Genomic DNA, 25,395 nt, shown 5'->3' on the forward strand with positions numbered 1-25,395 from the left:
AGCACGGTGGTTTTTTATTTTAGTGAGAAAATATTTGTTTCACGCGGCGAACGCAAAGATGGGGCGACGCAGCATGTACTTTCCGCGTTAGCGCTTCTTAAGACTTTGTGCTGCTTTGTGTTCTTAGTGTCTTCGTGTTTCAAATTGTTTTCCCTCATTGTTACACAAGTAACATTTTATCAATTGCCGAAATAGCTGTTTGTAGCCGCTCTTCATAGGATCCGTTTATCTGTACCCACGGGGTCTGTTGATTTATAAGAAGGTCTTTGTAAATGTGGAACAGTTCTCTTCTGTAAATTTCATCCGGATATTCGCGTAGTTCATCCTGCACCCATGGCAGATCTATATTGCACAACAAGTAGAGATCATATTTGCGTGTAGTGATCTGATCGAGTATAAACTGATGACATCGCTGAAATACATATTCGCACCAGACTTTCATCACATACATGTCTGTGTCTATGATCAATGGTTTGATCTGCTGCGGATCAATAACGGCAAGGTGTTCAGAAGTCTTTTCTTCAAGAGACAATTGTCCTTTTGCAATTGTAAGCAGATCATCATAATTGTATTGCCTTTCGTGCGTCAGCAAATATTCTCTTGCATATTCAGCGCACCAACTTGTGTTGTAATGCGAAGCCAGCAATTCACATAGAGTACTTTTGCCCGTTGACTCGGGACCTATTACAACTATCTTTTTTCTTTCGTACATAAAGGCAGTACCGTTATGATGAATTTATATTGAAATATGATTGTCTTATTATAAAGCGACATTTGTCGCATAGTATAATTTGAGCAAATAAAAACCCCGGAAATTATTTCCAGGGTTCTTATTATATGCTAATAAACTTATTCAGCTTCGGCAACTACTTCTTTTACTTCAGGTATCATGCGTTTCATCATTCCTTCAATACCGGCTTTTAAAGTGATCATTGAAGATGGGCAACCGCTACAACTTCCCTGCAGCATAAGGTTTACAACACCGCTGTTATAGCTTTTGAACTGGATAGCACCACCATCCATTTCAACTGCGGGTTTCACATAGTTGTCTAACAATTCTTTGATGCGTTTTACTACGTCATCATCATCAGCGGCTACATCATTGGTAGCTTCCTGTTTTACTTTTGCAAGTTCGTCCTCGTTAACAACTATACCACCACCTTCAAGATAATCTTTCAGGAATTGTTTAATGGTTGGAATAACGTCCTGCCAGTCTTCTGTCTCCTGCGTTTTTGTAAGTGTTACAAAATTGCTGGCGATAAAAACGCTTTTTATAAAAGGAAAGCTAAAGAGCTCTTTTGCTAATGGAGAAGGAGCTGCAGTAGTTTCATCAGGAAAATCTATGCTTTTACCGGGGAACAATAATTTGTTTGCAACAAATTTCATTGTTTCCGGATTAGGAGTCATTTCTGTATAAATGCTGATTACAGGATTTCCGGTTTTAATCATATCACATCTTTTTACAACGGCAAAAATAATAAATTCAGACAGGTTATTTACCCTGGCCGGAATTTACAGGATTTATTTAGAGATTAATTTCGCTTGTCGAAATTATTAAGGTTCTTCTTCCTCCGGCTTGCGAATGAACACATCTGGTTTTTCGGATTTAGTTGGTTGTATATGGCGGAACTGATAATAACATTGCTGTATATAATATCCAAGTTCTATATCATTCATTGCGAGCATCACGTCATAAGGAGGTTTGTAAATCATTATAAATGAATCCAATGATTTGCCATCGAGATTGGTTAGTTGCTTGATCAACCTTTTACTGAATCGATGTAGCACATATTTATCCTGTTCTTCAAACAATAACCTGTTTTGCAGGCTCGCCATCTGACGTTTCTTTTTATACCTGAAAACATCGATCAGTGCATCCAGATCAAAAGCGGAGGTCACACTTCCGGGAACATATGAAGATGGCGGATTGCTACTAATTGCAATGCCGGGCTTTTTGTAATCAAAAGCCTTGGCGTAATTCTGCCTGTTTAAAATGGAGTCCGATCTATAATCGCTGGATCTTACTTTAACGGCAGGCAGCCAGGCGACATCAATGTGAAGTCCGACTTCAAAACTGTAGGGATTAGCTATTGTATCCACCGGATACTTTTGGGTTCTTTTTCCAAAGTAAGAAAACCAGATCGAATCACCACTTTTTACAGGTACGGTAAATTTTCCCAGGCTGTCAGTTATGAGGGTTTTCCCTGAAGTGGTAAAAACAGAAACGGCTTCGAGGGGTCTCCGGTTTGAATAGTCCACAACCTTACCTTCTACATTGTATTGTTGCTGAGCCTTGCTAAACGAATAACTGAAAGAAAAAAAGAGAAATAAAATGAATGTAAAAGATGTTCTCAAAACAAGCCGTTTATGGGATAATATTACAAACGCGGGACCATTCATAAATGGTAGGAAGTGTAATTTAACACGATTTTCTTAATAAATCCGGGCATCTCAAAAGCAAGTGGCAATCAGCCTGTTAAGGACGATTGCCACTTGAAAAAATATATGAGAAAAACTACCGGCCCATGTATACCATAAGTATTTGTACGTCAGTCGGACTAACTCCGCTGATCCTGCTTGCCTGGCCCAGGGTCTTTGGTTTTACTTTTTTAAATTTCTGGAGTGCTTCGTTGCTTAACGATGAAATTCCGTCATAATTAAATGAATCCGGAATTACAAGGTCTTCCATCTGTGACATTCTCTGCACGAGTTCCTGCTCCTTCTCGATGTAACGTTCGTACTTCACCTGGATTTCAGTCTGCTCAACTATCTCCGGGGTATACTCTGCGAACAACGTTTTCAGCGTTTCGGAAGAATCGATCATATCCTTTAATGTCACGTCCGGACGGAGCAGAATCTTAGCTGCCTTTTGCTTCTCGGTAAGTGCAGCAGATTCTATGGTCTCCAAATAGCTGTTTATATCCGCCGGTTCTACTGAGGTTTCGGTAAGCAGCTTGCGCATGGTAACAACCCTATTCTTTTTATCAAGGGTCTTTTCCATTCTTTTCTGGCTTGCCAGTCCCATTCTGTAACTCATTTCAGTCAATCTCAAGTCAGCATTATCCTGCCTTAATAAGGTACGATACTCTGCCCTGCTGGTAAACATCCTGTATGGTTCCTCCGTGCCTTTACTAATTAAATCATCGATCAGTACTCCTATATAAGCATCGCTTCTTTTCAGGATAAGTGGCTCAAGATCATTGATCTTTTGATGAGCATTGATGCCGGCAATAAGTCCCTGGCAGGCGGCTTCCTCATAACCGGTAGTTCCGTTTACCTGACCTGCAAAGAATAAGCTACTCAGAAGCTTTGTTTCCAGGGAGTATTTTAACTGCGTTGGTGGAAAATAGTCGTATTCAATGGCATATCCCGGTCTGAAGAATTTTACATTTTCAAAGCCAGGGATATGTTTTATAGCTGCATACTGAACTTCTTCAGGTAATGAAGTGGAGAATCCGTTCACATAAATCTCAATTGTATTGAAACCTTCCGGTTCAACGAAGATCTGGTGCCTTTCCTTGTCAGCGAAACGGTTGATCTTGTCTTCAATGCTAGGGCAATATCTTGGCCCCACTCCTTCGATTCTACCAGTATACATCGGGCTTCTGTCGAAACCTGTTTTCAGAATATCGTGAACTGTCTGGTTTGTATAGGTAATATGACAACTTCTTTGCTGGGTAGCTGTGATCTTTGGAACATCCAGGTATGAGAAGCCTGTTATCTCTTCATCACCCAGTTGTTCATCCATTTTAGTGTAGTCAAGACTGCGTCCGTCAACCCTTGGAGGAGTTCCGGTTTTAAGTCTACTGCTTTCAAAGCCAAATTCAACCAGCTGCTCGGTAATTCCTGTAGCTGCTTTTTCTGCTACACGGCCACCACCAAAACGTTTTTCACCAATATGAATAATGCCATTCAGGAATGTCCCGCTGGTTACAACCACTGCCCTGGCTTTAATTTCATGACCCAGACCCGTTACAACTCCACAAACCTTGTCTCCTTTTATAACAAGACTCTTCACCATATCCTGGTAAAAGTCAACATTAGGCGTCTGTTCCAGCATTTCCCTCCATGTTTGGGCAAAGAGCATCCTGTCGTTTTGTGATCTGGGACTCCACATGGCAGGCCCCTTACTCCTATTCAACATCCTGAACTGGATCATTGAACGGTCGCTCACTATCCCACTATAACCTCCTAAGGCATCTATTTCCCTTACAATCTGTCCTTTAGCAATTCCGCCCATTGCAGGATTACAGCTCATTTGGCCGATAACCTGCAGATTCATCGTTATTAATAAGACCTTACTACCTAGATTGGCAGCGGCGGCAGCGGCTTCAGACCCTGCGTGACCGGCACCAACCACAATTACATCGTATTCTGGAAACATCTGGCTTTATTTAGGGTGCAAAGATAGACTGAGATTTTGGTAAGAATTCTTAAAATGGATTAAGATGTTTCACGTGGAACGGGGATTGGGGCCGGGATTGGTTGGATTTTAGGATTAACAGGATTCGAAGGCGTTTTATGTTCCACGTGGAACGAGAAAGGAAGGAACTAGGATTGAGATATGGTTTATTGATAGAAACACTGATTACAGATGCTAGATATATATCCGGAATATTGTGGCCATATTTTCTAAATCATAAATGAAAGCGAATTATGGAGAATGCTTTTGTTATGCCTGGGTTTGTTTAAATAAATTAAGGGCTAGAGGGTTAGGGTCTAATTGTTGTTTTATGATTAATGTTGGGGCTAGAAAAAAAAGTTCCACGTGGAACTTTATCTTGAATAGAGGTTTATGTAGTAGTCTTCTTTGGAACGCATTAGTTGGACTTCTTCCTTCTTTTTATCCTTGTAACCGCAAAGGTGGAGAGCGCCGTGGAAGATTACCCTGAGAGCTTCTTCGTTGAATGGTGTTTTAAGTTGTTTGGCATTGTCTTTAATCCTATCTACACTTATATAGACTTCCGCTACTATTTCGCTGGTTTCGCTAAGGTCGAAGGTGATGATATCCGTATAGTAATCATGCTGCAAATGTTCTTTGTTAATGGTTAACAGGAATTCATCCGAGCAAAAGACGTAGTTAATGGCCTCAAGTTTCCTCCTTTCTTTTTTAAAGATGGTTTCGACGAATTCTTTTACCCTGTTTTTGTCGCTGAGATTCAGCTTGGCGTCAGCGTAGTTAAAGGTTACTTTTTTTGACATTTTTTGTGATTTCGCTTCCAAAATTCGTAACAAAATACTGTAATACAAGTCTACATTTGCTTATTAATATTTCAGAGATGAAGAAGTTGTCTAATATTCCCATTGGAAAGAGTGCAGTGATAAAAGCGTTTGAAAAAGATGATATTTTTATTAAGCTGATGGAAATGGGTTGTGTACCGGGCGAAATAATCAAGGTTGAACAAAAGGCGCCATTGGGAGATCCTATTTCTATAACAGTGGCTGGATATAACCTGAGTCTGCGCATTAACGAAGCTGATCAGATACTTGTAGAAGAAATCAATTAAAGCCAAACCCCTCCTTACATGCATATCGGATTGTATTTTGGTTCATTTAATCCTATTCATATTGGTCACCTGATTATCGCCGAATTCGTTGCAAACAATACTGATGTTCAACAGGTTTGGTTTGTAGTCTCTCCACACAATCCCCTGAAGTCTGAAGCCAGCCTTTTAAATGAGTACAATCGCCTCCACCTGGTAAACATAGCTATAGAAGATAATTCCAAACTGAAGGCCACTGACGTGGAATTCAAACTGGCGCGACCTTCCTATACAATTGATACACTTACCTATCTGCAGGAAAAGTATCCTGCCAACCAATTCAGTATCATCCTGGGTTCGGATAGCTATCAAAATCTTCCAAAATGGAAGAACGTAGATATCCTTAAAAGAGATTATGCCTTCATCGTGTACCAACGCCCGGGGTACCTGGTTCAACCTGAGCCGGAAGTAAAAGCGACTGTTCTTGATGCCCCCCTATTGGAAATCTCTGCTACTCAAATAAGGAAATTTATAAAGAACAACACCTCAACGCGTTATATCCTACCGGAGAAGGTGCGGATGGAAATTGAGGCGAATAGATATTACAAGTAGAGCGCAAAGCCTAAAACTTATCGAAGCGAGGTTTTTTAACCACAGAGTGAAAGGAGTTTTGGCACAGGGATGCACGGGGTTTTAGCCACTGAGGCCTAAAGCTCAAAGCTTAAAACTTATTGAAGCGAGGTTTTTTAACCACAGAGTGAAAGGAGTTTTGGCACAGGGATGCACGGGGTTTTAGCCACTGAGATACTGAAGCAATAAGTTTATTGGGTAGGATAAATGTCCCGTTTATTTATGATCTTATAATCGTCAGTAGATTCCTCCCGGCGATTTCTGGTAATCTGTGAAAACAACTCCGTTCACTCTGTGGTAAAAAGCTTCTTTGGGCTTTCGTAAAGATAATTTGCTGTGTTTCGTTCCTGTCGTTGTGTCTCCATGGTTTATATCAACCAACCCAGTAACAGACAAAGCGCCGGGATAAACGGTGTTCTGATCTTAGAAGAAGATAATAGGAAGAAGGTCGAGAAGATGATCACAACGTTCATAAAGTGAACAGTAGATCCGTCCGTGATATCGATAGAAATATCTTTCATCAGATAAAAGCATGCTCCGGTCATAATTCCCACAACGGCAGCATTAACTCCTTCCAGGGAACGGAATATTACCGCATATTTTTTCAGGTTGTGCCATACAGGAAAAAAGAAAAGAACCATCAATGCACTTGGTAAAAAGATCGCGATGGCTCCGATTATACAACCGGTGATCTGCATTCCGGGACCTTTATCTTTTAATACCATTCCGCCGACAAATGAGCTAATAGAAAATACGGGACCTGGAATTGCTCTCACCAAACCGGAACCCGTAAGAAATTCTTCTTTGTTCATTCTCAGGGCATTTGGATTTTTCTCTTCTACCCTTTTGGTTTCCGGCCTGGTTACATACTGTTCATACATCAGCGGCATTAATACATCGCCACCACCAAACACCAGGCTTCCAAAACGGTAAAAGTTTTCAAATAAATTGTATGGAGCCCTGTTCTTCCATTCCTGTTTACGGGCAGTTTCACTTAGAAAACCCGCAAGCATAAAAATGGAAAGAAATATGATCAGGTTGCCGTAATTGACTTTTTTAGGCGGTATACCCTTTTGAGGAATTCTTTTATCACTAAAATTCGTAGCTATGCCGGCGGCCACCAACACACAAGGAAATACCCACGGCGTTTTGAATAACAGGAAGGTCAACACAGTGACCGTCGCCATAATTATCCGCGTTATCGTATTATTCACGCTTACTTTAAACAACCGGAAAGCCGAGAATGCTATGAAGCCTACAGCCATTGGATGTATAAACTTGAATATCCCCGGATCTATAGAATGATCACTGAAATAGTCGAGCAAAAAAGATAACCCGCCCATTAACGTACACGCCGGAAGTATCCATATTAAAAGCGTCAAAACAGCAAGCGGAAGTCCACCCCTTTTATACCCGATAAGCGTAAGTGTTTGTGTTGAAGATGCCCCCGGAAGCATTTGACAGAAAGCATTGAATTCAAGCAGCTCTTTTTCTGAAATGTCTTTCCGCTGGTGGACAAATGTTTTGAACATCATCCCAAGGTGGCCCTGCGGGCCGCCAAATGCTGTTATGCTATGAAAAAAAACAGCTTTGAGAAATGATATGTGACGAAATAAATAAATAATAATGAAGAAAAATTAGGCAAACTTATAGATGTTTAAACTTTATTCTGCATAAACCCATTATTCTCAATCGCATAAAGGTAAAACTTCTGACATTAAAAAAATATGATAAAACCAATGAAAAATTAAGGATATACCATCTGGTAGTATTTATCTATTTGTTATTTTAGCAGCAGAAATTCACGCAAAAGACTTTCTTCGTATTTAAAGTTTGTAATAATCGTTTACTTCCGTACTGAAACCTTTACTACATTTGATTTTTAGTTTTTATGGAATATAATACAACAAGAAATTATCTTGTGATGAGAGAGTATGGCAGGCATATTCAAAAAATGGTTGAATACCTGTTGACAATTGAAGATCGCGAGACTCGCCAGAAACAGGCACAGGTAGTTATTGAACTCATGGGCTTTTTAAACCCACACTTGAAAAACGTAGAAGATTTCCGTCATAAATTGTGGGACCATCTTTTTTATGTCAGCAATTTCCAGCTGGATGTTGATAGCCCCTATCCCATTCCTCAAAAGGAAACCTACAAGGCTAAGCCTGAACCGATTCCATATCCGAAGCGTTATCCCAAGTTTTCTCACCTTGGTAAAAACCTGGAGCTGGTTATTAACAAGGCGCTTAGTGAGGATAACCCGGAAAAGAAAAATGGGTTTGCTCATTCTATCGCTTATTACATGAAGCTGGCTTACAGCAACTGGCACAAAGAGCTGGTTCATGATGATGGCATCAGAAGTGAGTTAAACAGCATAACAGGCGGACAGCTTGAGTTTAGCAACACACCATATATTAAACACCGCAATCAGAATTTTGAACGTGATGATTATGGACGTGGTGGTGGACGTGATAACCGCAGACAGAATTTTTCTAACCGCAATAACAGAAACAGCGGTGGTGGACGTGATAGCCGTAATGGTAGCGGCGGACGCGATAACCGTAATGGTAATAACCGCGACAACAGAGGCGGCAACAACGGTAACCGCAACCAGGGCGGTTTCAAAAAGCGCTTTAAATAAAGTAAAACTGCAGGTTGCGGCACAGCTTCCTGTATATAAAATAAATAAGGCTGAAGTGTTGAAATCTTCAGCCTTATTTTATTTTTGACCATTCAAAACCCAACTGTTTATGCTGCAGCCGAATGCCCTTCAACAACAGTTGTGTAATTGCTTTTTCCGATTGATTTTAAGAAACGAATAAATAAATTTTATGGCTTCTTTTGAAGTAAGAGGTGGCAACAAATTACAAGGCGAGATTATACCACAAGGTGCAAAAAATGAAGCACTGCAGATTATTTCCGCTGTGCTGTTAACACCTGAGAAAGTTACGATCAACAATATACCTGATATACTGGATGTAAATCTATTGATAGAATTGTTGATGGATCTGGGTGTTAAGGTAGAAAGGCCGCAGAGAGATATTTGTACTTTTCAGGCAGATGAAGTTGATATTGATTTTTTAGGATCTGAAGCGTTTCGCAAAAAGAGTGGCAAGCTTCGTGGAAGTGTAATGGTAGCAGGCCCTATGCTATCCCGCTTTAAAAAAGCATATATACCAAAGCCAGGGGGAGATAAGATCGGCCGCAGAAGACTTGATACACATATCATAGGTTTTGAAAAGCTAGGGGCACGTTTTGAATACAATGAAGACCTGCATTATTTTCAGCTTGTGGCACCTGATCTGAAAGGTACTTACATGTTGTTGGATGAACCTTCTGTAACAGGTACAGCAAACATTGTAATGGCTGCGGTAATGGCGAAAGGAACAACAACTATTTATAATGCTGCATGTGAGCCTTATCTGCAACAACTATGTAAGATGTTGAACAGAATGGGTGCAAAGATCTCCGGTGTTGGTAGCAACCTGCTTATAATTGAAGGCGTTGATTATCTCGGAGGAACAACACACACGATGCTGCCTGATATGATTGAGATAGGAAGTTTTATTGGTCTTGCAGCAATGACACGAAGTGAGATCACCATTAAGAATGCCGGCATTGAACATCTGGGTATTATACCTGAAAAGTTTCAGCAGCTTGGCATACAAATGGAATTTCGCGGAGATGATATATATATACCATCACAGGAAAAATATGAAATAAGTACTTATCTCGATGGTGGTATACTTACTATATCTGATCACCCGTGGCCAGGGTTTACACCAGACTTGCTAAGCATAGTGCTGGTAGTAGCAACACAGGCTATCGGCAGCGTATTGATCCATCAAAAAATGTTTGAAAGCCGTCTGTTCTTTGTTGACAAATTAATTGATATGGGGGCACAGATCATTCTCTGTGATCCGCACAGGGCAACGGTTATAGGACTTGGAAGAAGAAATAATCTTCGTGGTATTACAATGAGTAGTCCTGATATCCGTGCGGGACAAGCGTTGTTGATTGCTGCATTAAGTGCAGAAGGGAAGAGCACTATCCAAAACATTGAGCAGATAGACAGAGGCTACCAGAATATTGATGCAAGATTGAGAAATCTGGGAGCAGATATAAGGAGAATTGATTAATGTACGATGTACCTGAGATTTTTGACTTTTTAATTTTGAATTTTGACTTTAATTAAGCGCATGAATAATTTTGAAACACTACAACGTATTATTTTAAACAGGCGGAGCAACAAGCCTGTGTTGATGAATGGTAAGAAGATTGACGACAGTCTTGTACAGCAGCTATTGGAATTGGCTGACTGGGCTCCTACTCACGGACACACAGAACCATGGCGCTTTATTGTATTCAGTGATGATGCAGTTACAGGCTTTTGTAAAACACATGCTGATCTATACAAGAGCATCACTCCCGAAGAAAAATTCAACACAGCTACTTTCGAAAAGTTGCTTCATATGGGTGATAAGGTTTCACACGCAGTAATTGTTTATTGCAAACGTGGTGATAATCCTAAGATCCCCGTACTTGAAGAGATTGCAGCAACATCTGCAGCTATTGAAAACATTTTGCTTGGAGCCGAAGCTTTGGATATAGCTGTACTTTGGAGCACGGGCGGCCTGGTACACAACTCTGCATTAAAGCGACATTTTAACCTTCGTGAAGAAGATACCATGATGGCCCTGTTGTACCTGGGTTATGTTGATGAAACTGTAAAAGAAGGAAAAAGAATCGTTCCGCTGGAAGAAAAAATAGTGTGGAACAAATAACAAACACATTTTAAATGAAAGGCCTTGAAACATTGTTCAAGGCCATTTTATTTCGATGTATCGCGACATTTGATGTTTATAAATAAAAAAACCTTGAAGAATTAGTTCTCAAGGTTTTGTTACCCGACCTGGATTCGAACCAAGACAAGCAGAACCAGAATCTGCCGTACTACCGTTATACTATCGGGCAATCGTATATTTCAACGCTGCAAATGTGACGAATTTTTTGCAAAAAACCTGAACAAATTCACTCAAAAACAAGGAAAAATCTTGTCGCATAAACATGTGGCTCCGTTTGTTTTTTAACAAGGGGCAGGCATAATTAATAATGCTCTTTGCCACCTAACTGGTTCACAACATTCGCATTGTCCTTAATATTTACATGTAACTGAATTATATTATGTTTTTTAAAGTAGGTTACCATCGTGTTGTAAAAAAACATTATCTCATCATGTCCCCCGGATAACCCTATGCATCCCTCAGTCGGCATTCTGACAATATTTTTTCCATAACGCAGTCGTTGTACGGGATGAATTCTGAACTCTCTCCTATTCAATATGCCGATAGAAGACCCTGGTTTGAGGATCATCTTAAACCCAAATCCCTGTTCATCCAAAAACTGATCAACTCTCATCGGCCGCGTAACAATGTAAGTACCGTTTGGCAACAATCCATTGTTCATTGCACCACTCAATGCTTCGTACGATGCAACCAAAGCGGTATTGCCATCATTGTTGTTTGAATAAATATTCAGCCTGCCTTCACCCTGCTGCCTGATCTTTCCTTCATTCAACACATCCTTTGCGTAACCCGTGAATTCAAGAATAAGATTTTTACATCGTGCAATAATATCATCCATGGGTTGGATTTCATCACTGTTTTCAAACATGTCGCTAAGCTCAGTGCTGATATTCAGGCCTGCCATCGCTGCTATCTTGTTTAGTCCTATCCGGCTATTCAAAAACTTGTGATCAGGTTTATTGTTGTAATAATCTTCATCAACTACCATTTCAATAGACAGCGACGTGTTATTGACAATGGAGATTTTTTCTCCATGAAGATTATTGTAGATAACAGTATCGCCGTTTGAATTGCTGTAATAAAATTGATTGTTGGTAATGACCATTGCCGGACTTTTGTACCCGCTGTGAACAACTGAAGTAGTTGGCTCTGTGGCTTGTTTGACTACTGCGTTGCTGAAAACAGTTGGTGAAGAGACTTGCTGATGATCACTTTCAACAATATGATCTATGTTATTCGCATTTTTCTTAAGAACTGATTCAAAAGGATGCAGGCTTTCTTCCATAGCAGGCCTACGCGTATGTGTTATTTGTAAATTATCGAAATAAACATCTGCATTAATTGTTTCGTTACTTACAAAGATCAATGCATAACCGTTTTTACTGAATGCTCTTTTAACAATGGACAATGTCTGCACCTGGGTTGTTTGATTTACCTGCTGTGATGTACTATTAAGATCGTCACTTGTAGAAACAGCATTAAGCGAGTCATCAAACAACAACACATTCAGAAAAGCAGAAGGCGTGTTGGTTGTAGCTGAATGTTTTCTTTGTTTTAGATAATCTGAAACAGACAAATGCACACAGGAATCGTTTCCTTTAAATATCGAAACGTCCTTTATGTTATCAGCAAGAATGTTCACGATATCTATTCCTGCTGAATGATCAAAACAACTATCTGTTGATGAAGGATTGTACCATGCATTAACAGACGCACTTATTTCATCGCCGCTATTTACTTTAATAAACATGTATGTGCCAATCTTTGCATTGTTTCCATTTAGCCTTTGGACGAATTCATTTTCTGAAATGTCTGTTTGAGGATAATCCGGAATGTTTTTCTTTTCAACTCTCGCAGAATCTGCACGCTTATAATATAACCTTTCTGTTGAAAGATTATTTGTTTCAAGAGATGCTTTGGTATAAACATCGGTTTGTGTAACATCGCTAAAAACCATTCGCATATTGCCAGGCGGATCTTGTTGAAAGTTTGCCCAAAATAAAGACGCATTATTATCATCATTGTTACTACGTAATCCGCTGTTGAAGTAATTATTTTTTACATCACTATATGTAAACAAACCCGTATAGTTAGTAGTAGTGGTACGTGCTGCGGTTATCACAATATCCTTTGACAAAGCATGTAGCCACTGATCTTTGAAAAAATACTTCGTGTTTACAAATTCATATTTTTCCGTGTAAGAATTATCCTTGATCAAAGGAGAATTTTTAACTTCTGTATTGTTTAAATGAAAAGTATACGAACTATTATTTTTTGCAGATAAATACGGGAGATAAAAAAATCCGGTAAATCCTTTTGAAGATGTATTGATAGTGCCAATTATATTATAACCGGAAACAAAACCCAATGAGGAGTCAGGATAAATAAATGTTTTATGTGCAATTTGTGTCTGACGGAGGTTTTTTAAGCATAAAGCCTCCGTTGCAAATGCTGTGTCAAAAGAATATTGGGCCTTTACACTACAAAAGGTCAACATAAAGAGTGCAATTACCACCGGAAGTATCGCCGGTCGTCTAAATACAATCTTTCTCATGAACACAGCATTTTTTGATCACACGGTAATCAGCCTGTGCTACGTATAAGAAAATAATGGTGATTTTTTATCAGGTATATCCTGTTTGTATAACAACCGCCGCAGCCAATTGGTTTAAAAGAAAATAAAACGCTATAATCGGCTTAATGCGTGAACATTCATACCGTGCGTTTGTTAATAGAAAAAGTATCCCCGGCGTAAGTGCGGTGCGCTTGAAAAACATTTAAAAAATTCTCTATAAATTTTTACCTGTTAAACAATTAATACTGTTCAAAACCTCTAATCATGAAAAAATCCCTGGCAGAGTTTATCGGTACTTTTGCACTTGTTCTTTTTGGCTGCGGTGCGGCAGTAATATCAGGAAAAACTCCTGAAGGGTCGGCCGCCGGTATTGGCCTACTGGGCATTGCATTTGCTTTCGGGCTTTCTGTATTTGTTATGGCATATGCAATTGGGGGAATTTCCGGTTGTCACATCAATCCGGCAATCACCATTTCAATGCTGGTAGCAGGAAAGATAAGTGCTGCTGATGCCGTTGGATATATTATTGCTCAATTCCTTGGAGCTACCGTTGCGGCCGGGGTGTTGTATGCCATTTTGCAGGGACATTTAGGATTTGAACTGAAAGAATGGGGTCTTGGATCCAACGGCTGGGGACCTGGTTACCTGGGAGAATATTCAATGACTGCTGCCTTCATAGCGGAAGCTGTATTAACTTTCCTTTTCCTGTTTGTAATATTTGGAACGACATCCAAATTCGGCAATTCCACCATGGCAGGTGCCGCAATTGGTTTTACCCTTGTACTTATTCATTTATTTGCCATACCAATAACCGGAACCAGCGTAAACCCGGCGAGAAGCTTTGGACCCGCCATTTTAGCCGGTGGAATGGCACTTAAACAATTATGGTTATTTATCGTTGCGCCGATCGTTGGAGGTGTGGTGGCTGCCATAGTGTGGCGCGGCTTATTCGAAGAGAAGTAATGAAGAGGGATAATTAAAAAGCCATTTCCCGTAAATGGGAAGTGGCTTCTTTTTTTGGTGATATCTTACTCAACGCCGATCAACACTTCGGTAATATTGTTCGCGGGATTTTCGGTATCAATATTTAAATACATTTCACGACATTCCTTTGTTGGAAGCATAGACATCTGATTAGCATATACTGACCCAATTACTTTTTCATACGTTGTACCCAGCTCTTTCCATTCGCCATGATGAATTGACGAAACATAATTCAACGATGGCAGGGTTTTAATTTGAAATTTGCCGGTTCCGCTTGCTTTTCCATTTACCGGAAGGGCAATCTCCAGTGTGAATTCGGTATCCGGTTTTCCATCAGCGCCATAGTAAATCCAGTATTGCGGCCCGCCGATAAATAAGTTAAGACGCATAGCTTCTTTATACAACTCCCCCGGCACCTTAATTACAAATTCATGCATGGTGCCTAATGTTGTTTTCGTTGTAAAGTAAAGGACCTGCATGGCAGGAAGGGTTCTTTTTTCCATAACTGAATAATTTTACTGCAAAGAACATTTACTAAACGACAGCATTATGTCAGCATCTTTTTAACACAAAAAAAATTAAGAAGCGCTATAATGTTGATGAAGCGTTTTGCATAAAGCCTGCACCGTATTTTTTATGCTTTGAGGAGATTCAATGATCACCTTATCAGTAAACATTAAGATCCATCTGCAAAATGTATCGGGGAAGCCGTTTAAAAAAGTAATGCGGACATAGTCTCCCAACAATTCTTCCGATACAAAGCCATAATAATATTTATGCTGGTGAATAAACGGCATCATTTCTTTTTTTATGCGGATCACTATTTCGCGGAGGGTTTCTTCGGTGCGCATCCTTTCAATATATTCTTTGATGGATGGATGTCTGTCGGTTTCAAAGCTGATGTCAGTTATTTCAAGTGATTGAATGCGGCTGATCTTAAAATCGCGATAATCATTCCGTAATGTACACCATGCAATACAATGCCATGCACCGGCGTAGTAACAGAGACCGATCGGTTCAACAATACGGTCTGATTTATCGGCATATAATTTTTGATAGTCTATGCGTATAGATTTTTTATCAATGATCGCACGCTGCAGGTCAGACAGGTATTTGTTTTCACCCTCATATCTTCCGGAAACCGGTCCCATTACAAGAACCGTCTCTTCCAGTTTTTCAATATTCTCTTTATCTGTTGCACGTAACACTGCCTTTATCTTAAAGAGTGCACTTTCGAATTGTTTTTTTACAGTAGGGCTTGTAAATTTTTCAGCAAATTTCCCGGCCAGTAAAATAGATTGGGCTTCTTCGCTGGTAAACATTACCGGCGGAAGGCGATAACCTTCCATAATACTATAACCAATGCCGGCTTCGCCAATAACGGGAACCCCTGCTTCATCCAGCGCTTTTATGTCGCGGTAAACGCTGCGCAGGCTAATATCAAAACGGTCAGCAATCTGTTGCGCAGTTACACGTTTCTTTCCCTGTAGATGTATGAGTATGGCGTTGAGTCTGTCTATGCGATTCACGATAACAGCATTTGAAAGTTAATTGATAATCCCGGAACAAGGGATATGAATACTAATCAAGCAGCAATGGATCTTCATCTGTTAATGTAAGATTGACTGCATCTGTTCCCGCTATACCTTCTATCGATCCTCTTATATGAGCAGCGTTGAGCAATACTTTTTCCAATTGCTTTTCCCTGGCCTTCCAAAGTTTTTCCATAGCGTCGCGCTCCTTCTGAATGCTTAGCTTCATGTTCATAAAACCTTCGCGAATGGCTTTCCATTGCTCGCCAAATTCATTGCTTGTGAGGTAATCATACAGCATTACCATTTTATCACCTTTATTTTCCTGGCTTTTTCTAACATCTGCAATTTTGAGAAGCGCATTGCGCAACATCAGCGCAACACTTCTTACTTCTATGAACGTACAGATGTATACACCATCGCGCTCACCAAAACGTTCCATATCTTTCGGTAAAGCCTTGGTTACTATAACGGCAACATCTGCACCGAGACTGCGCATGTCAGCCTTTAACTTCTCAATCCATTCATTGGAAAAATCTTTTGTGCGCTTGCTTTCATAAATAATTCTGCCGGCCTCATTGCCAAACTGGTTGCGTACGGTTTGAATACAATCTGCTCCACGAACGCCCTTGCCCACTTCAGAAATTTCATCGAAAGGAAATGCGGCCTGGAGAATTTCTTCCAACAATAACTCCTGTACTTCGCCCTGCAACTGCATGCTGCCCTGCTCTGCACGCCGCTTCATTTCATCGGCAAGTTTCTTTTGATCCTCCAGTTGCTTTTCAAGTTCCCTCATGCGTAACTGAAACTCCTGTTCTTTAACATTCATGCGTTCCTGTTCTTCTTTCACCAACTGCTCTTTCAGTTGCCCACGCTCCTGCAACAGTTTCTTTTGCAGTTCTATTTCCAGTTCTTCTTCTTTGGCTTTTAAGGCCTGCTCTTTCTGCAAAAACTCCAGTTCTTTTTTTCTTGCTTCTTTTAATTTTTCCTCACTCTCAGTCGCCGATTGCTGAAGCATCAACAAACGGTTTTCATAATCCGAACTTACCGATTTACGAATGCTTTGCTCTATTTGTTCGTTGCTTTTCTTTAATTCTTCATCGAGTCTTTGTTTGAAAACTTCTTCCTGTTGTTGCTTAAGTGAATTAAACTCCTCCTGTTTGCGCAATAATTCCAGCTCTTTATTTTTCCGGTCAGTCTTTAATTCTTCTTCAAGCTTTCGCTGATTTTCCAATTGGAGCTCCAGTGCTTTCTTGCTTTCCTCAAATTCCTGCTCCCTGGCAAGCGCTCTTTCTTTTTCTTCTTTTGTCAATTGCTCTTTTAACAGGTTGCGTTCCTGCATCACTTTTTTCTGCAGCTCTAGTTCCAGCTCCTGTTCCCTTGCATTCAGCGTTTGCTCTTTTTGCAGAAACTCCAGTTCTTTTCTTCTCGCCTCTTTTAATTTTTCTTCGTTTTCATTTGCATTACGTTGAAGCAATTGCAAACGGGTTTCGTAGTCTGACGAAATAGACTTGCGAATATTTTCTTCAATTTGTTCGTTGTTCTTTTTGAGTTCTTCTTCCAGTTTTTTTCTGAAAGATTCTTCCTGCTGCTGTTTTATATTATTGAATTCTTCTTCTTTGCGAAGCAACTCCTGCTCCTTGCTTTTTTTAAAATCAAGCATTTGCTGACGGAGTTGTTGCTTTTCTCTTTCTATATTTTCCTTCAGCTCGTCGTTCAGTGCATCTTCTAATGGAAACTCATGGCCACAAGATGTGCATTTGATAATTGTAGGCATATTCCGTTTTTTGCAGAGCTCAATATTACAAAAAGGCTGCTAAGCTTGCTGCAAATTGTGGCAATTTGTGAGAGATGGTAAAAGGGAAGGGTTGATAAAGAAGCTTAAGGATTGAATTTATATGAGCTGTTGCCGCAGTCATAAATCATTGATACCTCGTTGTTATATTCATAATTGAGCGGAGTTTTACTATCATAGCGTTGTTGAATCTCCGCAGTAACTTCACCAAATACGGGATTAACCAGGAAATGGGTGCTTGTTTGAGCATTTCGTTTAAAACAGTTTTTACTGTTTACTACAACAACCGCTAAAAGACCAACACAGAGGAAAGCAGCACAGAAAAATAAATTTTTCATCGTTTTGTTTTTAGATAAGGTTATTACAGGATCATGTAATTGGGACACGAAGGTAATTCCCTTCATAAGCCTTTGTCCAGAGGTAAATGCACCTGTTTTTTTTCTTTTTCTCACAGAATAAACTGTGAGAAATCACAAACAGCGTAGAGTGTGTGTTAGAACTAATATTAAATACGGGCTTTATTTTCGATGGAATTCTGTAGTACCGCCAGCCTTGTGCCTTAAAATAACTAATTTACACACTGCATTTTTAACTGCTTACAGAAAAAACGAATACGATCTTTTTACCTTTCAAAACCGCGCTTTTGTACCGGACTATTTTTAAGAAAACCAGGCTAAACAAGCTAAAGGCGTTATTGCTGTTTAGCTATTGTTTGGTTTCAGTAAAGATGTTCGGTCAGGTCAATCCTTACCATCTTAACGGGAATGCTTACCAGGAGAACTGCCATTGCTACACACTTACCAACGATAATCCCACTTTTTTAATGGGTTCAATCTGGAATATCAATAAAATTGATCTCAGTGTGCCGTTTGATTATCATTTTAATGTATTTCTTGGTTGCCAGGATCAGGACGGCGCAGATGGAATAGCATTCGTGCTACAGCCACTGGGAACAAGTATTGGAACATATGGTGAGGGCATCGGCATACAGGGCGTTTCTCCTTCTGCAGCAATTGTAATAGACACATATCAGAATTACAACCGTGATGATCCCTCATATGATCATATATCCATTAACCTCAATGGCGATATAAATCACAATAGCCCGAATAATATTGCAGGTCCGGTTACGGCTATTGATGGCAATGATAATATTGAAGACTGCAACTGGCACGTTTTTAGAATCATTTGGGACCCGGCATCAAAACTTCTTTCGGCTTTTATAGATGGCAAGCCTCGTGTCTCTGTAACAATTGACCTTATTAACACTGTTTTTCAAAACGACCCAAAAGTGTTCTGGGGTTTTACCGGGGCAACGGGCGGATACACAAACCGCCAACGTTTTTGCACGTCACTCAATGCTACTTTCACTGTGCCGGAAGACCAGGTAACCTGCTTCCCCACTCCGGTTAATTTTCTGGATAGTTCCACTTCTTTCGGCAAGATCACTAAATGGATGTGGGATTTTGGCGATGGAACAAAAAGTGATCTTGAACAACCGCCTCCACACGTATTTCCAGCACCCGGCGACTATATTGTGAAATTGAATATCCAGGGGAATGATGGGTGTGTGTCAGATACTTTCAGCAAGAAAATAGTGGCCGGATCCAAACCCACTGCAAAGTTTACAACGGAAGCGCCGCCTTTTTGCTCCGAAAGAAGCATTCTATTTCACGATGTTTCTGAAGTGATTTATGGCACAATCGACCATCGCATCTGGAACGTAAATGGAGATACTACAGAGGCCGGCGCTGACGGACTGCAAACAATGCTTCCATTGGGCAGTAATAACATTTCACTTTTAGTTACCACACAGGAAGGATGCGTTTCTGATTTATTTCAGCGGAACATTGAGGTATATCAAAAACCATCAATAGCAGTAAATGATGTGAGAGACATGTGCAAAAATGAAGATCAGCTTTTTGTGGGCAACGAAGTGAGCAACACTGTGCCAATAAAAAAATGGTACTGGAGTTTTGGCGATGGCAAGCTGGGATTTACTTCGCCACAACAGCACAGTTACCGCGATACAGGAAAATACTCGATAATGGTGTATGGTTTAAGCGAGGCCGGCTGCCCGTCGGACACTATTTGGAAACCGATAACCATTTACGGCACAAACGCTTTTGCCGGACGCGATACGATTGTAAGCGCAGGACAGCCATTACAATTGCAGGCAACGGGTGGGGATAGTTATTGGTGGAGCCCTTCTTCCGGACTGAATAATCCTACAATTCCAAATCCTGTGGCGACGCTCCAACAGGATGTTACATATGTTCTGACAGCTAATTCTCCGGCCAATTGTCCAACCTCGGATACCATTCGTATTAAAGTGTACAAGGGGCCGGATCTATACGTGCCTACAGCATTTACGCCCAATGCAGATGGAAAGAATGATGTTTTCAGGTTTGTCGCCGCGGGAATGCAGGCAGTGCATTATTTCAGGGTGTTTAACCGTTACGGTCAGCTCTTATTTTCATCGGCCTCGTCTTCCGTTGGGTGGGATGGAAATTTTAAAGGCCAGCCGCAACCGGCAGGCACTTATGTATGGATGATCGAAGCTGTTGATTATCTTGGTAATCTTGTTAAAAAACAGGGATATACAGTTTTGATAAGATAGGTTTAAATGGTTGGATGTTGTTTATATCTCTTTCGCAACCGCATTCCTAATGAGATAAGCATAACGCCAAACATGATGGCATAAATAGCGAAGATGATCATGATGGAAAGTATTCCGACAAAAGGATTTCTGAGTAACAAAATGCCAAACAGGATAGTTAAAATACCGCCGAATATATACCACCCTTCGCCGGTAATTGATTTTCGCAACCTGATGGCAATAGCAATTTCCGCAATGCCGGCAACAAGTGTCCAGAAAGCAATAAAATAAATGAGCGCTGCTGCAGTAGCAAACGGGTGATAAAACATGATTATACCGACAACTATGCCCGTGATACCCGAGAACAGGAGCCAGCCCCAGTCCGGGTTGGTCCTTCTTGAACTGATAGCGGAAACTACGCTGAATATTCCGTCAACAAAAAGAAATACACCCAGGAACAGAATGAGCGTGGCAAATGCAGCGCCGGGAGCAAAAAGGGCAATAAGCCCAAGAATAATTGCGAATACGCCCCTGAGTACAAAAAGCCACCAATATTGGCTAAACAAATGATTCATAGCAAATATGTTATGTGTGAATAACAATGAGGTGCCAGAAATGTTCGGAGGTTGAGGATTTGCAGAATAAGAAAGAAGCATCTGTCCAAATGGTAAAATTCTCTTCGTGTCAATAAAAGGTTAATTTCAGTGGCGTATTTTTTCATTGCCGTTCCGCTTTAGCGAACGGTAAATGAAGGCTTCTCGAAGTCGGCTTTAGCCATACAGCGGAATTATTGGGCTAAAGCCCAGAATGGATGGGAGATCAATTAGCATCCGTCGGCTGAAGCACGACGGCAATGAATCTAAATCAAGCAACTTCACTAGGATATGTTAGTTCATTTGCGTTGCAGTCCTTTTAAATTTCGGAAGATTTCTTTATGTCGAAATGACGTTGATCGTTTATCAACACCAAGGATTAGAGCCAGCCTCCGTGCTTTTTGCGATGATAATAAGATTGCTATTACAAGATAATAGAGTCGAATGATTACAAAGCGTGTGATTTCATATAATTGATTTCATCCTGCAAACTTTTCATTCGCAGCAGCAAATGCTGGATTGCATCAATACCTTCCATATTAATATTCAAATCATAATGAAGATGAATAAATTTTTCCAGGTCGTGCAGTTGGTTGGTATGAATAAAGGTTTTTTCTTCAATAACATTTAGCTCAATCAACTCGTATTCCTGCAACGACTGGATAAACGACAATTCAATATTGTAGTGAACACAACATTCTTCGGCAGCAATAAAATCTGTTTGCATAACAAAGTGTTTACTGTATTTATAATGCAGCTAATCGTTTAAATAATTCCTTCTGCTGGTCTGTCAGGCCCGTTGGTATTTTTATAGTGAATGTTACTATAAGGTCACCATGCTCTCCTTCTTTTTTATATACCGGAAATCCTTTTCCCTTCAGTTTTGTCCTGGTTCCATTTTGTGTTTCAGGTTTAACTTTCAGCTTAACCTTGCCATCCATTGTATCTACCATAACTTCTCCACCTAAAACGGCGGTATACAAATCAAGATCGATGTTAACATAAAGATCATTATCCACCCGTTTAAAAACCGGATCCTCTGCAATTACAAATGTTATGTATAAATCGCCCGCCGGACCACCATTAACGCCGGGCCCGCCATGACCTTTCAGCTTAATCACCTGTCCGTTCGCAATTCCCGCGGGAACAGTGATGCGGATATTTTTTCCATTTACCGTTAAAGTATGCTGATGTGTTTTTGCAGCATCGCGCAGGTTTATGTGCATTTCTGCATTGTAATCCTGCCCACGAAACTTAATATTACCGCTTCTTCTACTAGTGCTGCCACCACTTCCGCCAAACATAGATTGAAAGAAATCGGAAAAGTCGTCATCATCAAAATGCTGGGAAAAATCTGCGCCGCCACCACCCGCTCCTGCATAGGACTGAGAAGCCCGCGCTTTTTCATATTCTTCCGCATGCTGCCAGTTTTCGCCATACTGGTCGTATTTCTTTCTTTTTTCAGGATCACTTAAAACTTCATTCGCTTCATTTATCTGCTGAAAAGTTTTATGCGCGTTCTGATCGTTTGGATTTAAATCGGGATGATACTTCCTTGCAAGTTTCCGGTAAGCTTTCTTAATATCATCTGTGGAAGCACTTTTATCTACTCCTAATACTTTATAATAGTCAATAAATGCCATAGCTTATTGTATAATGTATAAAGGCAAATTTTTTGCTGTGTTTATATCCTGGTGACCTGTATTGGCTCAGCCAGGTTTTGAAACTTAAATTTACTAATACCTCTTCATTTGTCCGCCAACATTTGGATAACATAATTTGAGGTAATTGGTTTAGTACTACAATCATTGTGCTGAAAACGGGACAATCAATGTCGTTTCCTTAAGAGGTCAGGAAAAACAAAGCAAGCCTGAAATCTGGTACTTCGTACCCGTCCGAATGCGCATTCGGCGCGGGCGGGCTTCGTAAATCGTACTTGATGAATGCCAATTATTCTTAAGGAAACGACATGGACAGGACAATAGAGAATGACTCGCGAAGATTATATTTGCAGACATCTTCCAAAAAATCATTCCTCATGAATCAGGCACCAACCATTACAACATTGTTCCTGGATATTGGTGGAGTTCTTTTAACCAATGGATGGGACAGAACAGCAAGAAAATCTGCTGCTGAAACCTTCTCACTCAATCTGGCTGAATTTGAAGAACGACACCATCTTACTTTCGATACTTATGAAGAAGGTAAATTAACATTGGATGAATACCTTGACCGTGTAGTGTTCTATGAAAAGAGGTTTTTCAGCAGGCACGATTTCCGCGAATTTATGTTTGCGCAATCGTCACCGTTTGACGATATGATAGAAATGGTAAAAGGGCTGAAGTCCAGGTACAATCTGAAAATTGCGATTGTAAACAATGAAGGAAGAGAACTCAATCGCCATCGTATTCATACATTCGGACTGAATAAGTTTGTTGACTTTTTTATCTCCTCATGCTTTGTGCATTTCAGAAAACCCGATGCAGATATTTTCAGAATAGCCCTGGACATTGCATTGGTGGAACCGGATGAAGTTGTGTATATAGAAGACAGACCAATGTTTGTGTCTGTTGCCGAAAGTTTAGGGATCAATGGCATTTGCCATACGGATTATGCTTCGACGAAAGAGAAGCTTGCTGCCTGGGGACTTGGATGAGACGTTGATTGGGACGCGAATTGTCTTGACCGGGATTTGGGGGATTAAGGGATTGACAGGATTTGAATTTTTTTAGCCACAGAGGCACTGAAGCACAGAGGATTGCTCTCTCTGTAGCAAACGAAAAAACACTGTGTATTCTGTGCAAAAAACTCCTTTACCTCTGTGGTAAAAACCGACATTTTCAATTTTCAACTTTCAATTATCCATTAATTCCGGACCTGGATTTGGGAGATTGGGGGATTGATTTTTTTAGCCTCAGAGGCACTGAAGCACAGAGGAATTTGAATTGCATGATTTCGTGTATTCTCCAATGTATTTTCTCTGTGCGATCTGTGAAAAAACTTCGTGTCTTCTGTGGTAAAAAAATTCAGTGCTTCAGTGGCAAACAAGGTTATCGTACAAAGAAGCTAATTAAAAATAACACAGCCAACACATACATCACCGGCGAAATTTCTTTTTTACGTCCGCTGAAAAGTTTAAGCAATACATAAGACAGCATACCAAAAACAATACCTTCGGCAATGCTATAAGTATAAGGCATCATTACAATAGCGAGAAATGCCGGAACTGCTTCTGTTACATCGTTGAATTCAATTTGCTTTACTGCACTCATCATTAACATACCCACAATTATCAAAGCCGGAGCTGTTGCCGCAGCAGGTATCATTGCAAATAACGGTGCAAAAAACAGGGCAAGAACAAACAAACATGCTACTGTAAACGCTGTTAGCCCTGTACGTCCACCAGTTGCAATACCACTTGCACTTTCAACGTAAGCCGCAACAACACTCGTTCCCAAAATAGATCCCACGGTAGTACCGATAGCATCCGCCAACAATGCTTTTTTTGCCTGGGGAATTTTTCCGTTTTTATCAAGTAGCCCGGCTTTGCTACATAACCCTATCAGCGTTCCTACAGTATCAAAAAGGTTAACCATAAGCAATGTGAAAAGAATCACCAGCATATCAAGACTGAAGATCTTTTCAAACTTTAGTTGCATGAATGTTTCCGAGATGGATGGAGGAAGGCTCACAACTTTCCCGCCCGCTGGCAATTGGGTAAGGCCTAATGGGATACCTGCAACGGTCGCAACGGCTATCCCAATAAGTAAGGCTGCATTTACGTTTTTAAACATCAGAACAGCACTAACCAATAAGCCAAGCATGGCGATGATAGGTCCGGCAGATTTTATGTTACCCATCTTTACGATAACGCCGTCCAACTGGTTATTGCCAATATAAGTCATGCCGGTTTCCACAATGCCTGCATTCACCATTCCTATCAACGCAATGAATAAGCCAATGCCAACAGAGATGGCATGTTTAAGATTTATTGGAATACTATCAATGATCGCTTCGCGGATACGAAACAGCGATAAAAAGATAAATAGCAAGCCTTCCAGGAAAACCGCAGTAAGCGCAAACTGCCAGGTATAGCCCATGCGAAGAACAATAGTGTACGCAAGAAATGCATTCAATCCCATGCCAGGAGCCAGTGCAATAGGAAGCTTGGCATAAAAAGCCATTACCAGCGTGCCCGCAACCGCGGCAAGCGCGGTTGCTGTGATCTGCGCTTCGAAAGGCATTCCGGCTTTGGAAAGAATAACAGGATTTACCACCAGGATATAAGCCATTGTAGAAAACGTAGTAAGCCCTGCAAGAATTTCTTTTTTTACAGTTGTGTTATTCTCTTTTAAGCGGAAAAAAGATGATAGCATAAGCGACCAGGTTATAAAGG

General features: G+C 40.4%; 23 protein-coding genes and 1 tRNA gene. 8 read left to right on the plus strand and 16 right to left on the minus strand.

Annotated elements, in window-relative coordinates; translation table 11 throughout:
* Positions 1-160 precede the first annotated feature (160 nt).
* From QTN47_RS16720 to ybeY, 5 genes are all read right to left on the minus strand, one after another.
* Entirely contained in the window at positions 161-712 is a 552-nt protein-coding gene (locus QTN47_RS16720; RefSeq protein WP_369330546.1) for an AAA family ATPase, read from the minus strand.
* Between the two features lie 137 nt (positions 713-849).
* On the minus strand, positions 850-1,449 hold the full coding sequence (locus tag QTN47_RS16725) for a NifU family protein (RefSeq protein WP_369330547.1): 600 nt from the start codon (positions 1,447-1,449) through the stop codon (positions 850-852).
* A 105-nt stretch (positions 1,450-1,554) separates the two neighbouring features.
* A complete protein-coding gene (locus QTN47_RS16730) occupies positions 1,555-2,355 on the minus strand; it encodes a hypothetical protein (protein WP_369330548.1) in 801 nt (266 codons plus the stop codon).
* Between the two features lie 160 nt (positions 2,356-2,515).
* The gene (mnmG, locus tag QTN47_RS16735; RefSeq protein WP_369330549.1) at positions 2,516-4,384 is read right to left on the minus strand and encodes a tRNA uridine-5-carboxymethylaminomethyl(34) synthesis enzyme MnmG; all 1,869 of its coding nucleotides are present in this window, start codon (positions 4,382-4,384) and stop codon (positions 2,516-2,518) included.
* Positions 4,385-4,776: 392 nt separating this feature from the next.
* On the minus strand, positions 4,777-5,202 hold the full coding sequence (gene ybeY, locus QTN47_RS16740) for an rRNA maturation RNase YbeY (RefSeq protein WP_369330550.1): 426 nt from the start codon (positions 5,200-5,202) through the stop codon (positions 4,777-4,779).
* Between the two features lie 77 nt (positions 5,203-5,279).
* On the opposite strand from ybeY, the gene QTN47_RS16745 reads away from it, so the two are divergent.
* A complete protein-coding gene (locus tag QTN47_RS16745) occupies positions 5,280-5,507 on the plus strand; it encodes a FeoA family protein (protein WP_369330551.1) in 228 nt (75 codons plus the stop codon).
* Positions 5,508-5,525: 18 nt separating this feature from the next.
* The gene (gene nadD / locus QTN47_RS16750; RefSeq protein ID WP_369330552.1) at positions 5,526-6,095 is read left to right on the plus strand and encodes a nicotinate (nicotinamide) nucleotide adenylyltransferase; all 570 of its coding nucleotides are present in this window, start codon (positions 5,526-5,528) and stop codon (positions 6,093-6,095) included.
* Between the two features lie 386 nt (positions 6,096-6,481).
* Here nadD and chrA read toward each other — a convergent pair whose 3' ends face one another.
* Positions 6,482-7,741: a chromate efflux transporter gene (gene chrA, locus QTN47_RS16755; RefSeq protein ID WP_369330668.1), complete on the minus strand. Its 1,260-nt coding sequence runs from the start codon at positions 7,739-7,741 to the stop codon at positions 6,482-6,484.
* Positions 7,742-8,004: 263 nt separating this feature from the next.
* Between chrA and QTN47_RS16760 the strand changes: the two genes are divergently transcribed.
* The 3 genes from QTN47_RS16760 to QTN47_RS16770 all read left to right on the plus strand — a co-directional run bounded on the left by QTN47_RS16760 (position 8,005) and on the right by QTN47_RS16770 (position 10,900).
* Complete coding sequence (locus tag QTN47_RS16760; protein WP_369330553.1) at positions 8,005-8,757, plus strand: DUF4290 domain-containing protein; 753 nt, start codon at positions 8,005-8,007, stop codon at positions 8,755-8,757.
* Positions 8,758-8,947: 190 nt separating this feature from the next.
* Positions 8,948-10,255: a UDP-N-acetylglucosamine 1-carboxyvinyltransferase gene (gene murA / locus QTN47_RS16765; RefSeq protein WP_369330554.1), complete on the plus strand. Its 1,308-nt coding sequence runs from the start codon at positions 8,948-8,950 to the stop codon at positions 10,253-10,255.
* Between the two features lie 60 nt (positions 10,256-10,315).
* Positions 10,316-10,900, plus strand: a complete 585-nt coding sequence (locus tag QTN47_RS16770) for a nitroreductase family protein (RefSeq protein WP_369330555.1) — start codon at positions 10,316-10,318, stop codon at positions 10,898-10,900.
* A 119-nt stretch (positions 10,901-11,019) separates the two neighbouring features.
* Here the strand turns inward: QTN47_RS16770 and QTN47_RS16775 are convergent.
* Both QTN47_RS16775 and QTN47_RS16780 read right to left on the minus strand, forming a co-directional pair.
* A tRNA-Gln gene (locus tag QTN47_RS16775) sits at positions 11,020-11,090 on the minus strand.
* A 132-nt stretch (positions 11,091-11,222) separates the two neighbouring features.
* The gene (locus QTN47_RS16780; protein ID WP_369330556.1) at positions 11,223-13,475 is read right to left on the minus strand and encodes a hypothetical protein; all 2,253 of its coding nucleotides are present in this window, start codon (positions 13,473-13,475) and stop codon (positions 11,223-11,225) included.
* Positions 13,476-13,760: 285 nt separating this feature from the next.
* On the opposite strand from QTN47_RS16780, the gene aqpZ reads away from it, so the two are divergent.
* Entirely contained in the window at positions 13,761-14,459 is a 699-nt protein-coding gene (aqpZ, locus tag QTN47_RS16785; protein WP_369330557.1) for an aquaporin Z, read from the plus strand.
* Between the two features lie 65 nt (positions 14,460-14,524).
* Here aqpZ and QTN47_RS16790 read toward each other — a convergent pair whose 3' ends face one another.
* The 4 genes from QTN47_RS16790 to QTN47_RS16805 all read right to left on the minus strand — a co-directional run bounded on the left by QTN47_RS16790 (position 14,525) and on the right by QTN47_RS16805 (position 18,259).
* Positions 14,525-14,983 (minus strand): GyrI-like domain-containing protein, encoded by a 459-nt coding sequence (locus QTN47_RS16790; RefSeq protein ID WP_369330558.1) that lies wholly within the window; start codon positions 14,981-14,983, stop codon positions 14,525-14,527.
* A gap of 75 nt (positions 14,984-15,058) precedes the next feature.
* A complete protein-coding gene (locus QTN47_RS16795; RefSeq protein ID WP_369330559.1) occupies positions 15,059-16,009 on the minus strand; it encodes a helix-turn-helix transcriptional regulator in 951 nt (316 codons plus the stop codon).
* Positions 16,010-16,061: 52 nt separating this feature from the next.
* A complete protein-coding gene (locus tag QTN47_RS16800; protein WP_369330560.1) occupies positions 16,062-17,789 on the minus strand; it encodes a DUF2130 domain-containing protein in 1,728 nt (575 codons plus the stop codon).
* Positions 17,790-17,893: 104 nt separating this feature from the next.
* Positions 17,894-18,259: a hypothetical protein gene (locus QTN47_RS16805; protein WP_369330561.1), complete on the minus strand. Its 366-nt coding sequence runs from the start codon at positions 18,257-18,259 to the stop codon at positions 17,894-17,896.
* Between the two features lie 191 nt (positions 18,260-18,450).
* Here QTN47_RS16805 and QTN47_RS16810 point away from each other — a divergent pair, with 191 nt between their 5' ends.
* Positions 18,451-20,427 carry a lectin-like domain-containing protein gene (locus QTN47_RS16810; RefSeq protein ID WP_369330562.1) on the plus strand — a complete coding sequence of 659 codons (1,977 nt, stop codon included), beginning with the start codon at positions 18,451-18,453 and terminating at the stop codon, positions 20,425-20,427.
* A gap of 2 nt (positions 20,428-20,429) precedes the next feature.
* On the opposite strand, the gene QTN47_RS16815 is transcribed toward QTN47_RS16810, so the two are convergent.
* The 3 genes from QTN47_RS16815 to QTN47_RS16825 form a co-directional block, all read right to left on the minus strand.
* Positions 20,430-20,981 carry an HdeD family acid-resistance protein gene (locus QTN47_RS16815; protein WP_369330563.1) on the minus strand — a complete coding sequence of 184 codons (552 nt, stop codon included), beginning with the start codon at positions 20,979-20,981 and terminating at the stop codon, positions 20,430-20,432.
* Positions 20,982-21,447: 466 nt separating this feature from the next.
* Positions 21,448-21,726 (minus strand): chaperone modulator CbpM, encoded by a 279-nt coding sequence (locus QTN47_RS16820; RefSeq protein WP_369330564.1) that lies wholly within the window; start codon positions 21,724-21,726, stop codon positions 21,448-21,450.
* Between the two features lie 19 nt (positions 21,727-21,745).
* Positions 21,746-22,642, minus strand: a complete 897-nt coding sequence (locus QTN47_RS16825; protein ID WP_369330565.1) for a DnaJ C-terminal domain-containing protein — start codon at positions 22,640-22,642, stop codon at positions 21,746-21,748.
* A 395-nt stretch (positions 22,643-23,037) separates the two neighbouring features.
* Here QTN47_RS16825 and QTN47_RS16830 point away from each other — a divergent pair, with 395 nt between their 5' ends.
* Positions 23,038-23,655 carry an HAD family hydrolase gene (locus QTN47_RS16830; protein WP_369330566.1) on the plus strand — a complete coding sequence of 206 codons (618 nt, stop codon included), beginning with the start codon at positions 23,038-23,040 and terminating at the stop codon, positions 23,653-23,655.
* A gap of 394 nt (positions 23,656-24,049) precedes the next feature.
* Here the strand turns inward: QTN47_RS16830 and QTN47_RS16835 are convergent, their stop codons facing one another.
* On the minus strand, positions 24,050-25,375 hold the full coding sequence (locus tag QTN47_RS16835) for an NCS2 family permease (RefSeq protein WP_369330567.1): 1,326 nt from the start codon (positions 25,373-25,375) through the stop codon (positions 24,050-24,052).
* Between the last annotated feature and the right edge of the window lie 20 nt (positions 25,376-25,395).

This window comes from Danxiaibacter flavus, assembly GCF_041060425.1.
Taxonomy (GTDB): domain Bacteria; phylum Bacteroidota; class Bacteroidia; order Chitinophagales; family Chitinophagaceae; genus Danxiaibacter; species Danxiaibacter flavus.